The sequence below is a fragment of the Actinoplanes sp. NPDC051513 genome (genome assembly GCF_044454685.1).
Taxonomy (GTDB): Bacteria; Actinomycetota; Actinomycetes; order Mycobacteriales; family Micromonosporaceae; genus Actinoplanes.
The window spans coordinates 118,311-131,008 of the sequence record NZ_JBITDW010000014.1 but is presented as its reverse complement, the minus strand read 5'-3'; the positions used below and the strand labels follow the sequence as shown (position 1 = coordinate 131,008).

The 12,698-nt window shown below is 72.5% G+C and carries 12 protein-coding genes; 5 read left to right on the top strand and 7 right to left on the bottom strand.

Annotation, left to right across the window (positions count from 1 at the left end):
* Positions 1-4 precede the first annotated feature (4 nt).
* Positions 5-1,729: an ABC transporter ATP-binding protein gene (locus tag ACIA5D_RS34240; protein ID WP_396034539.1), complete on the bottom strand. Its 1,725-nt coding sequence runs from the start codon at positions 1,727-1,729 to the stop codon at positions 5-7.
* Between the two features lie 230 nt (positions 1,730-1,959).
* Here ACIA5D_RS34240 and ACIA5D_RS34235 point away from each other — a divergent pair, with 230 nt between their 5' ends.
* Positions 1,960-3,156 carry an RNA-guided endonuclease InsQ/TnpB family protein gene (locus ACIA5D_RS34235; RefSeq protein ID WP_396034538.1) on the top strand — a complete coding sequence of 399 codons (1,197 nt, stop codon included), beginning with the start codon at positions 1,960-1,962 and terminating at the stop codon, positions 3,154-3,156.
* Here ACIA5D_RS34235 and ACIA5D_RS34230 read toward each other — a convergent pair.
* The 4 genes from ACIA5D_RS34230 to ACIA5D_RS34215 are packed head-to-tail and all read right to left on the bottom strand — an operon-like array spanning position 3,153 to position 7,760.
* Positions 3,153-4,814 (bottom strand): ABC transporter ATP-binding protein, encoded by a 1,662-nt coding sequence (locus tag ACIA5D_RS34230; protein WP_396034537.1) that lies wholly within the window; start codon positions 4,812-4,814, stop codon positions 3,153-3,155. The genes ACIA5D_RS34235 and ACIA5D_RS34230 overlap by 4 nt on opposite strands.
* Entirely contained in the window at positions 4,811-5,635 is an 825-nt protein-coding gene (locus ACIA5D_RS34225) for an ABC transporter ATP-binding protein (protein ID WP_396034536.1), read from the bottom strand. Before ACIA5D_RS34225 ends, ACIA5D_RS34230 begins: the two co-directional genes overlap by 4 nt.
* A complete protein-coding gene (locus tag ACIA5D_RS34220) occupies positions 5,632-6,705 on the bottom strand; it encodes a FecCD family ABC transporter permease (RefSeq protein ID WP_396034535.1) in 1,074 nt (357 codons plus the stop codon). The genes ACIA5D_RS34225 and ACIA5D_RS34220 overlap by 4 nt, the downstream gene beginning before the upstream one ends.
* Positions 6,702-7,760 (bottom strand): FecCD family ABC transporter permease, encoded by a 1,059-nt coding sequence (locus ACIA5D_RS34215; protein WP_396034534.1) that lies wholly within the window; start codon positions 7,758-7,760, stop codon positions 6,702-6,704. The genes ACIA5D_RS34220 and ACIA5D_RS34215 overlap by 4 nt, the downstream gene beginning before the upstream one ends.
* 108 nt (positions 7,761-7,868) lie before the next feature.
* On the opposite strand from ACIA5D_RS34215, the gene ACIA5D_RS34210 reads away from it, so the two are divergent.
* A complete protein-coding gene (locus ACIA5D_RS34210; RefSeq protein ID WP_396034533.1) occupies positions 7,869-8,921 on the top strand; it encodes an iron-siderophore ABC transporter substrate-binding protein in 1,053 nt (350 codons plus the stop codon).
* 10 nt (positions 8,922-8,931) lie between these two features.
* Here the strand turns inward: ACIA5D_RS34210 and ACIA5D_RS34205 are convergent, their stop codons facing one another.
* Positions 8,932-10,308, bottom strand: a complete 1,377-nt coding sequence (locus ACIA5D_RS34205; RefSeq protein WP_396034532.1) for a pyridoxal phosphate-dependent decarboxylase family protein — start codon at positions 10,306-10,308, stop codon at positions 8,932-8,934.
* Positions 10,309-10,395: 87 nt separating this feature from the next.
* Between ACIA5D_RS34205 and ACIA5D_RS34200 the strand changes: the two genes are divergently transcribed.
* Positions 10,396-10,602 carry a hypothetical protein gene (locus ACIA5D_RS34200; protein WP_396034531.1) on the top strand — a complete coding sequence of 69 codons (207 nt, stop codon included), beginning with the start codon at positions 10,396-10,398 and terminating at the stop codon, positions 10,600-10,602.
* A gap of 3 nt (positions 10,603-10,605) precedes the next feature.
* Here the strand turns inward: ACIA5D_RS34200 and ACIA5D_RS34195 are convergent, their stop codons facing one another.
* Positions 10,606-11,028, bottom strand: a complete 423-nt coding sequence (locus tag ACIA5D_RS34195) for a YybH family protein (protein WP_396034530.1) — start codon at positions 11,026-11,028, stop codon at positions 10,606-10,608.
* A gap of 82 nt (positions 11,029-11,110) precedes the next feature.
* Here ACIA5D_RS34195 and ACIA5D_RS34190 point away from each other — a divergent pair, with 82 nt between their 5' ends.
* Together ACIA5D_RS34190 and ACIA5D_RS34185 are read left to right on the top strand one after the other, a co-directional pair.
* Positions 11,111-11,482 (top strand): YciI family protein, encoded by a 372-nt coding sequence (locus tag ACIA5D_RS34190; RefSeq protein WP_396034528.1) that lies wholly within the window; start codon positions 11,111-11,113, stop codon positions 11,480-11,482.
* Positions 11,470-12,678 carry an RNA polymerase sigma factor gene (locus ACIA5D_RS34185; RefSeq protein ID WP_396034527.1) on the top strand — a complete coding sequence of 403 codons (1,209 nt, stop codon included), beginning with the start codon at positions 11,470-11,472 and terminating at the stop codon, positions 12,676-12,678. Before ACIA5D_RS34190 ends, ACIA5D_RS34185 begins: the two co-directional genes overlap by 13 nt.
* Positions 12,679-12,698 lie beyond the last annotated feature (20 nt).

The window sequence follows — 12,698 nt, the reverse complement described above, 5'->3', positions numbered from 1 at the left end:
GCGCTCAGTCCTGGGCGCGCTGGTCCGACCAGGCCTGCCAGAGCACCGCGTACGGCCCGTCGTGCTTGATCAGGTCCTGGTGGGGGCCGACCTCGACGACCCGTCCGGCCTCCATCACCACGATCCGGTCGGCGGCCGCCGCCTGGGTGAGCCGGTGCGCGACGATCAGCGCCGTGCGCCCCTCCAGCGCGGCCGTGGCGGCCCGTTCGAGCAGCCGGGCGCCCGCGCTGCCCGCCTCGGCCGTCGCCTCGTCCAGAATCGCGACGGGCGGGTCGGCGAGGATCAGCCGGGCGAACGCCAGCTGCTGGGCCTGGGCCGCGGTGAGCACGTGCCCGCCCGAGCCGACCTCGGTGTCCAGGCCGTGCGGCAGCCGGCCGACCCAGCCGAGCGCGTCCACCTTCGCCAGCGCCGCGCGAACGTCCTCGTCGGAGGCGCCGGCCCGGGCCAGGCGCAGGTCGTCGCCGAGCGGACCGGCGAAAACGTGCACCTCCTGGGTGATCAATGCGACCTCGCCCGCGGGCACCTCGACCCGGCCGGCCGTGGGCTGGTGCACCCCGGCGATCATCTTGGCCAGGGTGGTCTTGCCGGCGCCGCTGGCGCCGACCACCGCGACCCGTTCGCCCCGCGCGATCGTCAGGTCGACGCTGGCCAGCACCGGGCGCCCGGGCCGATAGGAAAACCCCAGATCGCGTACGACGACCGCATCCGGTCCCGCCCCGGCCGCGGCCGGCACCCGATCGGGGACGGCGAGGTCCGCGACGCCGACCAGCCGGTTCAGCCCCGAGGCGGCCGCCTGCGCGTCGTCGGCCAGCGCCAGCGCGGTGTTGATCGGCGAGAACAGCCCGTGGAAGTAGAGCGCCGCGGCGGTCGCCGTGCCGATGGTCACCACGTCGCCGCGCACCAGGAAGAACCCGGTGGCGAGCACCGCGGCGAGCCCGGCGAACTCGGCGACGTGCAGCCGCGCGTAGAACCGGGTCTGCAGCGCCACCCCGCGCAGCAACAGGTCGACCGCCTGCTCGGACTTCGCGCCGACCCGGTCGCGGTGCTCGGGGGCGAGCCGGAACGCGCGGATGGTCGGGGCGCCGTCGATCGTGGCGAGCAGGTGGTGCTGCTGATCGGCAACGGCAATCCGCTGCCGGGCGTAGAGCGGCACGGCCCGCCGGGCGTACCACCGGACGGTGTAGGCCTGCACCGGCACCGCGATCAGCGCGGCGACCAGGAACCGCCAGTCCAGCACGGCCAGCCCGGCCAGCGTGAGGACAATCGTGAGCATCGCCCGGACGAACTCGGGCAGCGCGCTGCGGGCCGCCTCGGCGATCACCGTGACGTCGTTGGTGACCCGCGAGGTGAGGTCGCCCGCGCCGGCCCGCTCGACCTGTTCCAGCGGCAGCCGCAACGCGGATTCGACGAACCGCTCGCGGAGCCCGGCCAGCACGCTCTCGCCGACCTGGGCGAGCAGCGCGAACCCGATCCCGGCCAGCGCCGCCTCGCCGAGCGCCCCGGCGATCAGCCCCACCCCGGTGAGCACGAAATCGGCCGTGCTGCCCCCGGTGGTGGCCAGGTCGACGATGTGGCCGAGCAGTGGCGGGGTGACCAGGCCGGCGATCGTGCCCGCGATCATCAGCAGCATCGCGCCGGCCAGGCGGCGCCGGAGCGGCCGGACGAGGACCTTCAGCTGGGCGCGGGTCCGCCGCCCGGTCGCGATCGGCAGCAGCGCGGCGGTGCTCATCGTTTAGCTCCTGAGAAACCCCTGGCTTCAGCCATGGGTAGGTAACGGAGCGGTAGGTTGGAGATTGCGTTGCTTCTCGACATATATCGCTTCACCACTTCCGCGGCGGCGCCGACGGTGGCGGCGAAATACCTGTTGGTCCACAGCGTGGGTATGCGGGACTTGAGGTACAGGAACCTGGCCCCATCCTTGATTGACACTACATAACTACCATCACTACCGTGTCTAGTATGTCCGAGACAGTGCGTTACACCTACCGTCTGCGGCCCGGTCGCAGGGCCGAGGCTGCGCTGCTCTCGGAGTGGGGCCGCTGCCGGTGGCTCTGGAACGAGGCCGTCCATCAGCAGAAGACCGGCCGCAAGCCGACGATGTGCAAGCTGTCCAAGCTGCTGACCGAGGCCCGGGGTCGTAACGCCTGGCTGCGTTTGGGTTCGCAGGTCGCCGAGCAGCAGACGCTGCGCACTTACGCGGCCGCGTTGGACGCGTCGTTCACGGTCAAGGGCCGGGGCCGACCGAAGGCGAAGAAGCGCAAGACGTCCCTGCCCAGCCTCGAATACACCACCCGTGGCTTCCGGATCAAGCACGGCCGGCTCTGCCTGCCCGGCAAGGTCATGGTGCCGGTGGTGTGGTCGCGTGACCTGCCGTCCGAGCCGACAAGCGTGCGGGTCTACCGCGACAATCTGGGCCACTGGTACGCGTCCTTTGTGGTCCGACGTGCGGCCGTGGCCGCCGACGAGCCCGCCGGAGCGGGTATCGGCGTGGATTGGGGTGTCAAGACCACTGCGGCTACGACCGATCCGGTGTTCGATCTGCCGCACCTGGGCCACCGCAAGCGGTGTGCCGCCGAACGGGCGAGGGCGCAGCGGGCGATGGCCCGTCGCCGCCGGGCCAAAGGTCTGGCTCCGTCCAAGGGTTACCTGGACGCGAAGCGGCGGGCGGCGCGGGTCGAGAAGCGGGCCGCCCGGCAGAACACCCATGACGCGCGCCAATGGGCCAAGCGGGTCGTGGACCACCACAACCTGATCGCGGTCGAGGACTTCAAGCCGAGGTTCCTGGCCAAGACCCGGATGGCTCGCAAGGCCGCCGACGCGGCGATCGGTGCGTGCAAACGAGAACTGATCTATCGGGGTGCACGGGCGGGCCGGACGGTGGTGCTGGTGCCGCCCGCCTACACCACGATGACCTGCTCGCAGTGCGGTACGAGAACCAAGGAACGTCTCGGGCTGGGTCTGCGCGTCTTCGAGTGCGCGGAATGCGGGTACACCGCAGACCGTGACCTCAACGCCGCGAGGATGATCCTCGCCACGGCTGAACGTGGCCGTGCCAGTGCTGACGACGTTAGACATACGATCGCCTCCTTCCGGGACGGTGGTTGGTATGCAGTCCGAGCTGGGAATCCCCCGGATTCATCCGTGGGGAGCCGTTAAGCGAGAACCGTCTCCCGGTATTCGGCGTCGTGGGCGACGAGTCCCGCGTGGGTGCCGTCGGTGCGGACCTTGCCGTCGCGGATCACGATCACCCGGTCGGTGACCGCGAGCAGCGCCGGGCTCGTGGTGATCAGCACGGTCGTGCGGCCCGCGCGCATCGTGCGCAGCCGGCCGGCGATCCGGGCCTCGGTCACCGCGTCGACCGCGGTGGTCGGGTCGTGCACGACCAGCACCGGCGGCTCCCCGGCGAGCGCGCGGGCCAGCGCGATCCGCTGCCGCTGGCCGCCGGAGAGCGAGCGCGCCCGGTCGTCGAGCATCGTGTCCAGGCCGTCCGGCAGGGTGCGGGCCACCTCGTCGGCGCCGGCCGCGGCCACCGCCGCGTCGACCGTGCGCGGGTCCGCCCGGCCGCCGAGGGAGACCGCGTCGCGCACGGTGCCGTCGAAGATGTCGGTGTGGTGCTCGGTGGCGAGCAGCGCGGCCCGCAACCGCTCGGGGGCCAGGGCGGTCAGCGCCCGGCCGTCCAGCTCGATGCGGCCGTCGGCGGGGTCGTAGGCACGGCCCAGCAGGCGGACCAGGTCGGCGGCGTCGGCCGGGTCGCTCGCCACGATCCCGACCAGTTCACCCGGCGCGACGTCGAGGTCGATGCCGCCCCGGATGCCGCGGAGCGTGAGCTCACCCCGTACGGGAAGGGAAAGCTCTTGATCTCCGCCGTTGACGGCCTCGGGAGCGTTCAGCACGGCCTGCACGCGGCGGGCGGAGGCCCGGCCCTGCGCCCAGTCGGCGCCCACCCAGGCGAACGTCGACATCGGATTGACCAGGAACTGGGCCAGGCCGAGCGTGGAGATCAGCTGCCCGACGGTCAGGTCGCCGCGTGCCGCCAGGAGACCGCCGGCCACCGCGACCACCGCGAGGAACGCGCCGCTGAGCGTCAGCACCACGCCCTGATAGGCGGCCTCGGCCCCGGCGGCCCGCACGGTCGCGGTCAGCGCGCTGCGGCTGCGCCGCCGATAGCGGGCCAGCGCGGCGTTCTCGGCCCGCAGCCCCTTCACCACCCGTAGCCCGGCGACCAGGTCGGCGGCGATGCCCGAGGCCTGCGCGCCGTGCTCCTGCTCGGCCTCGCTGCGCTCCTCGAGCGGCTCGCCGACCTTGTGGGTCAGCCACAGCAGGGGCGGGGTGCCGAGCAGGACCAGCAGGCCGAGCGGGATCGAGATGTTCAGCAGCAGGACCGCCGCGACGATCAGGCCGAAGCTCGCGGCGATCGCGTAGGTGACCGCGACCGCCACCGCGCCGACCCGCGCCGCGTCGCCGGTCGCGATCGACACCAGGGCGCCGGGCAGCCGGTCGGTCTCGGCGCCGCCGCGCTCGTGCAGCACCCGCCGGGTGATCCGCATCCGCACCTCGTGCGCGGCCCGCTCGGAGGCGCGCTCGCCGAACCGGGCGCCCCAGCGGTAGCTGTAGCTGAGCGTCACGTAGACCGCGGCCAGCACGCCCAGCCAGAGGACCAGCTCGTCCGCGCCGCCGTCGACCGCCTGGTCGATGATCACGCCGATCAGGAACGGGACCGCGGCCTCGCCCGCCTGATGCCCGCTGACCATCGCGGTCCCGAGGATCAGATCGCGGCGCTGCCCCGTCAGTGCTTCCCGAAGGACCCCGCTCACGCGGACACCTTCGAGGACCCCGCCCTGCGGCGTTCCCGGCTCGCCGGAACGACCATCGGGGTGCCGGTCTCCGGGTCGTCCATCACCTGGCAGGGCATGGCGAACACCCGCTCGACCAGCTCCGCGGTCATCACCTCGGACGGCGCGCCCTGGGCGACCACCGCGCCGGCCTTCATCACGATCAGCTCGGTGGCGTACCGGCAGGCGTGGTTCAGGTCGTGCAGGACCGCCACGATCGTGTGGCCCTGTTCGTGCAGCTCGGCGCAGAGGTCGAGCACCTCGAACTGGTGGGACAGGTCGAGGAAGGTGGTCGGCTCGTCGAGCAGCAGGATCGGGGTCTGCTGGGCCAGCGCCATGGCCAGCCACACCCGCTGGCGCTGGCCGCCGGAGAGCTCGTCGACGAACCGGTCGGCCAGGTCGGTCACCTCGGTCTGCCGCATCGCGCCGGTCACCGCGGCCTCGTCCTCGGGTGACCATTGCCGCAGCAGCTTCTGGTGTGCGAACCGGCCGCGGGCAACCAGTTCCTCCACGACGATCCCGCCCGGCACCACCGGCGACTGCGGCAGCATGCCCAGCTGCTTGGCCACCTGCTTGGACGGGTAGGAGGCGATCGCCTGGCCGTCCAGCAGGACCGCCCCGGACCGCGGCTTGAGGACCCGCCCGAGCGACTTGAGCAGGGTGGACTTGCCGCACGCGTTCGGGCCGACGATCACCGTGAACGACCCGTCGGTGATCTTCACGTCGAGGTCCTCGACGATCACCCGCTTGTCGTAGGCCAGGGTCAGGGTCTCCGCCTCGAGCCGCGGGTCGTTCGTGCTCATGCCACTCTCCGTCGCTCGTGGACCAGCAACCAGGTGAGGTAGATGCCGCCGAGCGCGGCGGTGACGTTGCCGACCGGGATGTCCCCGCCCGGCCACGCGTGCTGGGCGAGCCAGTCGCTGACGCTCAGCAGCGCCGCGCCCATCAGCGCCCCGGGCAGGATCCCGGCGTGCGGCGAGCGGGTGAGCCGTCCGGCCAGGGGGCCGGCGGCGAGCGCCACGAACGCGATCGGCCCGGCCGCGGCGGTGCCGGCGGCGGCGAGCGCCACCCCGCAGAGCGCGAGGACCGCCCGGCTGCGCTCGACCGGGACGCCGTGCAGGGTCGCGGTCTCGTCGCCGAGCGCCAGCATGTCCAGGTGCCGGCCGTGGTAGAGCACGATGGGCAGCAGCACCACGACCGCGACGCCGACCAGTGTCACCTCGGTCCAGCCGCGCCCGTTGGTGCTGCCGATCAGCCAGACCTGCGCGGCGATCGCCTCGTCCAGCCGGGCCCGGTAGATCATGTACGAGTTCGCCGCCTCGAGCAGCGCGGAGATGCCGATCCCCATCAGCACCAGGCGGAACGGTTGCACGCCGCGGCGGAACGCGAGCAGGTAGATGCCGACCGCGGTGGCCAGACAGCCGGCGATCGCGCCGACCGCCACGCTGAACCCGTCGCCGCCGAGCAGCAGGATCACGATCAGCGCGCCGGTCGCCGCGCCGACCGTCAGGCCGACGAAGTCCGGGCTGCCCAGCGGGTTGCGGGTCAGCCCTTGGAAGATCGTGCCGCTGGCCCCGAAGGCCGCGCCGACCAGCAGCGTGATCAGCACCCGGGGGAGCCGCAGTTCAAGGACGATGAAGTCGGTCGCCGTGTCGCCCAGCCCGATCAGGCTTTTGAGCACGTCGGACACCGGCACCGGGAAGTCGCCCGAGGTCAGGCTGACCACCGAGACGGCCAGCGAGGTCAGTGCCAGCCCGGCGCCGACGAGCACCGAGCGGAACGGCAGCCGCAGCGAGAAACGGCCGGACCGGCTGCCGATGACGATCCGCCGCGCGCCGCCGACCCGGCTCAGGCGCAACCCCGGGGCGGTCACAGCACACTCAGCCGGCGTCGGCGGCACAGCGCGATGAACAGGGGCGCCCCGAGGAACGCGGTGACCACGCCGACCGGCAACTCGGCCGGGGCGACCAGCACCCGGCCGATCACGTCCGAGACGAGCAGCAGCGTCGGGCCGAGAACCAGCGCGTACGCCAGGATCCAGCGGTGGTCCGAGCCGACGAACATGCGGGCCGCGTACGGGACGGCGAGCCCGAGGAACCAGATCGGCCCGGCCGCGGCGGTGGCGGCCCCGCAGAGCAGGGTGATCGCGACCATGCCGAGCGCGCGGATCCGGCCCGGCTTCGCCCCCATCGAGGTGGCCGACTCGTCGCCGAGCGCCAGCGCGTTCAGCTGCCGGCCCAGCGCCAGCGCGAGCACCACCCCGGCCACGATGAACGGGGCGAGCTGGACGATCGTCGAGGTCTCCCGGTCGGCGAGCGAGCCCACGTCCCAGTGCCGGTAGCGGTCGAACACCTCGCGTTTGGACACCAGGATCGCCCAGACGATCGCGCCGAGCACCGAGGTGAACGCGACGCCGGCGAGCACCTGCCGCTCGGGTGTCGGGGCGCGGCCGGAGCCGCCGAGCGCGAACACGGTGACCGAGGTGAGCCCGGCGCCGAGGAACGCGAACCAGACGTAGCCGGTGGGGGAGGAGACGCCGAGGAACGCGATCGCCAGCACCACCGCGGTGGAGGCGCCCAGGTTGACGCCGAGCAGGCCGGGCTCGGCGAGCGGGTTGCGGGTCAGCGCCTGCATGAGCGTGCCGGCCAGGCCGAGCGCGGCGCCCACGCCGATGCCAAGCACCGTCCGCGGCAGGCGCAGCTGGTGCACGATCACCGCTTCCGGCGTTCCGTCGTCGTGCCAGAGCACCTGCCAGACGGTGGACAGGCCGATCGTGCGGCTGCCGACCGCGATGCTCAGCGCCACGGCGAGGGCGAGCAGGGCGAGTCCGACGGCGAGCCCGGTCCAGCGGCGCACGATGCGCGAGGCCGCCTTCTGGTCCGGCGGGACGCTCGCCGGCGCCGGGCGTACGCCGGTGCCTGCGGTCACGCGTTTTCCTACCCCTCTGAGCTCGTAGGATTAGGTGAGGCTAACCTACACTGCGGGTCGGAGGCCATCCCAGGTCGGCCTCCCCCCTTGACGCAGAAAGGATCAGCCGTGCGGCTAACCCATATCCGGCGGACCGTCGGCGCGACAGCGGCGACCGGGCTCCTGCTCGTTCTCGCGGCGTGCGGCGGGAGCACTGAGGAGCCGGCGGCGTCCTCGAACAGCGGTGCTCCCGCTGCCAACGCGTTCCCGGTGTCGATCGACAACAAGTACGGCACCACGACCGTCAAGGCCGAGCCCAAGCGGATCGTCGTGGTCGGACTGGTCGAGCAGGACGCGCTGCTCTCGCTGGGCGTGGTGCCGGTGGCCACCACCGAGTGGTTCGGCGAGAAGCCCGGCGCGATCTGGCCGTGGGCCGAGGCCGCGCTCGGCAGCAACGCGAAGCCGGAGGTGCTCACCAACACCGACGGCGTCCAGGTGGAGAAGGTCGCGGCGCTGCGACCGGACCTGATCGTCGGCCTGTACTCGGGCCTGACCAAGGACGAGTACGACAAGCTGTCGAAGCTCGCCCCGGTGCTCGCGCAGCCGAAGGACCAGGCCGAGTACGGCGTCTCCTGGCAGGAGGTCACCCGGACGGTCGGCAAGGCGGTCGGCAAGTCGGAACAGGCCGAGAAGGTCGTCGCCGATGTCGAGGCGAAGTTCGCGGCGGTCAAGGCCGCCAACCCCAAATTCGCCGGCGCCACCGCCCTGATGGCCACCACGTACGAGGGCTACTACGTCTACGGTCCGCAGGACGCGCGCGGGCGCTTCCTCACCGATCTCGGCTTCAAGCTGCCGGACGGGCTGGCCGAGGTGACCGGCAAGGACTTCGGCGCGAACCTGAGCAAGGAGCGCACCGACCTGCTCGACACCGACGTGCTGATCTGGCTGGTCGACAAGTACGACACCGACAAGGCGAAGGTGCAGGCCGACCCGCTCTACGCGAAGCTCAAGGTGAAGACCGAGGGCCGCGACATCTACCTGGAGAACGAGGAGCTGACCGGCGCGGCCACCTCGTTCGTCACCCCGCTGAGCCTGCCGTTCCTGCTGGACAAGCTGACCCCGCTGCTGCAGGCCGCGGTCGATGGCGACCCGGCCACCCCGGTGGGGCGCCCGGCCGCCTGACCCCGTACGCCTAGATCAGCGAAAGGATCGCGGTCACCGAACGGTCCACGTCGGCCTCCGACGTGGACCAGTTCGACACCGAGATCCGCATGGCGGCCTTCCCCTGCCAGGTCGTGCCGCTCATCCAGCAGGTGCCGTCGCGCTGGACCCGATCGATCAGCTCCCGGGTCCGCGCGTCGGCATCCGCACCCGGCACCCGGACCAGCACCTGATTGAGCACCACATCCCCGAGGATCTCGACCCGGCCGGACGCCGCGAGCCGCTCGGCGAACCGCGCGGCCAGCGCGCAGCACCGATCGACCAGCTCGGCCACGCCGTCCCGGCCGAGCGCGCGCAGCGTCGCGTACACGGCGAAGCCCCGCGCCCGCCGCGAGTGCTCCGGCCCGTAGTCGAGCGCGTCCCGCTCACCCTCCGTTGCGTGCACCAGATAGCCGGCCCGCGCCCCCATCGTGGCCCGATGCGCGTCCGGGTGCGCGCAGAAGACCAGCCCCGAGTCGTACGGCACGTTGAGCCACTTGTGCGCGTCGGTGGCCCACGAGTCGGCCTTCCCCACGCCGTCGACCAGCCCCCGCAGCCGCGGACTCGCCGCTGCCCACAACCCGAACGCCCCGTCGACGTGCACCCAGGCCCCGTGCGCGTGCGCCAGGTCGCAGATCTGGCCGACCGGGTCGAGCGCCCCGCTGTTCACGTTCCCCAGCTGCGCGCACACGATCGCCGGGCCCGCGGAAAGTTTCAGGGCGTCGCCCAGGGCCGAAGGCAGCATCCGCCCCTGATCGTCCATCTCGACCTCGACGATCGCCCCGGTACCCACCCCCAGGAACCGCAGCGCCCGATCGATCGTCCCGTGCCGCCCCCGCCCGGCGAGAACCCGGACCGGCGGCGCTCCCCGGAGCCCGCTCTCCGCTACGTCCCAGCCCGCCTTCCCGAGCACCTCGTGCAACGCGACCGCGAGCCCGGTGAAGTTCGCCATCTGCGCCCCGGTCACGAATCCGGCCGACACCCCGTCGGGCAGCCCGAGCAGGCCGGCCAGCCACCGCCCCGCGGTCTCCTCGACCACGCTCGCCGCCGGCCCGATCACGTAGAGCCCCGCGTTCTGGTCCCAGACCGAGGTCAGCCAGTCCGCGGCCAGCGCGGCCGGCGTGGCCCCGCCGATCACGAAACCGAAAAACCGGCCGCTCGACGACGCCACCACTCCCGGATCAGCGTGCCGGGCGAGCGAGGCGATCACGTCCCGCGGACTTTCGCCCCGCTCCGGCAACTCGCCGCCGAGCGTTTCGCGCAGCTCGTCGAGGGTGGCGCTGCTGCCGACCCGCCGGTCGGGCAGCCCGTCGAGATAGCCCACGGCGTACTGGGCCGCTTCCTCCAGCACTTCTTTCCACTGCGACATAAGCAAGGTGTAATGCACGCGGAACGGGGACGCCAGTCGACGCAAGGGCCTGGGCCATCCGGCCCGGGCGCAGACTATGGTGCGGGCATGGCGGAGATGAGGCGGTGCCCGCGGTGCGGGCATCCGACCCGGGCCGACCGGATGGTCAAGGGGTTCGGCCGGGAATGCGCCGTGCAGCTGGGCCTGGTCGGCCGGTCGGTCGACGTCGGCCACGAGGGCCCCGATCTGATCGACGTCCTCGATGATCTGACCGATGACGCCTGCGACGGCGCCGACCGCCCGGCCGACCGCTGATCCTTACGGCTCCAGATCGATCGCGGCCCGGAACGAGCCGTCCATGAGGAACGGCACCGACTCGTGCCTGTGGGTGACCAGCCAGCGGCCGTCGATGCGGCGCAGGCCGAGCGTCACCCGGTACCAGAGCGTGAACGACTCGCTCGACCCCTTCGGCGTCGCCGACATCGAGTCGATGCTGGTCGCGAAGGCCACGTCGCCGTCCGCTGTGATCTCGAGATGGGTGACCTCGCGCCGCGGCGGCGCCTCGAACCCGGCCAGCCACGCCTCCAGGGGCTTCGGGTCGCGCCCGTCGGCCGGCCCGCCCAGCGGCGGGGCCAGGGTGTACTCCACCACCTCGGGCGCGTTGTGCTGCTGCGTTCCCGCCGCGTCGCCGGCCTGCAACCGCTCGGCCCGCGCCAGAATGACGTCCCTGATCTCCTGCATGTCGTCCTCCTCGAAGAAGTTTCCGTGGGGACGTCGAAACCGTGCGGCCGGCTTCGACATCCTGGTGAGCGAAGGAGGAAACATGAAGTACTTGATTCTCATCCAGTCGAATCCGCGCAGCCTCGCCGCGTGGGACACCATGTCCGACGACGAGCGGATGACGTTCGGCCGCGACCACCTGCGGCTCACCGACGAGATGGCCGACGCGGGCGTGCTGGTCGCCTCCGAGGGCCTGGCCGACCCGTCCCTCGCGAAGTGGGTGTCCGTCCGCGACGGCCGCACGATCCCGTCGGACGGCCCGTTCGCCGAGGTCAAGGAGCATCTCGCCGGCTTCTACCTGATCGATTGCGCTTCGAGCGACGACGCCGTCGCCTGGGCGGCGAAGGTGCCCGACGCGAAATACACCGAGGTGGAGGTGCGCCCGGTGCTCGACATGAGCGGATGGGAGTTCTGACCGCCCTCGAGGACCTGCTGCGCACCGCGGCGCCGCAGGTCCTGGCCGCGGTGGCGCGCCGCTACGGCGACTTCGGCGCGGCCGAGGACGCCGTGCAGGAGGCGCTGCTCGCCGCCGCCCGCCAGTGGCCCGCCGAAGGCGTTCCGGACGATCCCCGGGCCTGGCTGATCCGGGTGGCGTCCCGACGCCACATCGAGGCGGTGCGCAGCGAGCAGGCGCGACGGCGCCGGGAGGCGATCCCACCGGATCCACCCCCGGCCGTACGGGGTGACGACGAGCTCACGCTGCTCCTGCTCTGCTGCCACCCCGCGCTGACCCCGCCGGCCCAGGTCGCGCTGACCCTGCGGGCGGTCGGCGGCCTGACCACGGCCGAGATCGCGCGGGCACTGCTCGTCCCGGAGCCGGCCATCGGCCAGCGGATCAGCCGCGCCAAGCAGCGCATCCGCGCCGCCGGCGGGCGTTTCGTCATGCCGCCCACCGGCGAGATCGGCGAGCGGCTCACCGGCGTACGGAAGGTTCTGTATCTGATCTTCAACGAGGGCTCGACCGCAAGCTCGGGACGATCGCTGCACCGCGTGGAACTGACCACCGAGGCGATCCGCCTGACCCGGCAGCTGCGCGACCGCCTGCCGGACGACGGCGAGGTGGCCGGCCTGCTCGCGTTGATGCTGCTCACCGACGCGCGACGCCCCGCGCGCACGCGCGCGGACGGCATGCTGATCGCCCTGGCCGACCAGGACCGCTCACGGTGGGATGCCGCGGCGATCGGCGAGGGAGTCTCCCTCATCACCGACGCGCTGGCGCGCTTTCCGGTCGGCCCGTTCCAGGTGCAGGCGGCGATCGCGGCCATCCACGACGAGGCGCCGTCGGCCGCCGCGACCGACTGGCCGCAGATTCTCCAGCTGTATCGGCTCCTCGAGGCGCTCGCGCCCGGGCCGATGGTGACGCTCAACCGCATCGTCGCGCTGGCCGAGGTGGACGGCCCGCTGGTGGGATTGAAGGCGTTGGCGGATGTGGAGGCTTTGGAGGCGGCCGGGCCACCGGGTCGCCACCGGGTCGCGGCCGTGCGCGCTCACCTGCTGGAAAGAGCCGGGTCGCTCGACGCCGCGCGGGACGAATACCGGACGGCCGCGAAGCTGACGCTCAGCCTGCCGGAGCGGCGGTATCTCGAGTCGCGGGCCGCGCAACTTTCGTGACGTGCGCCGGGTTCATCCGC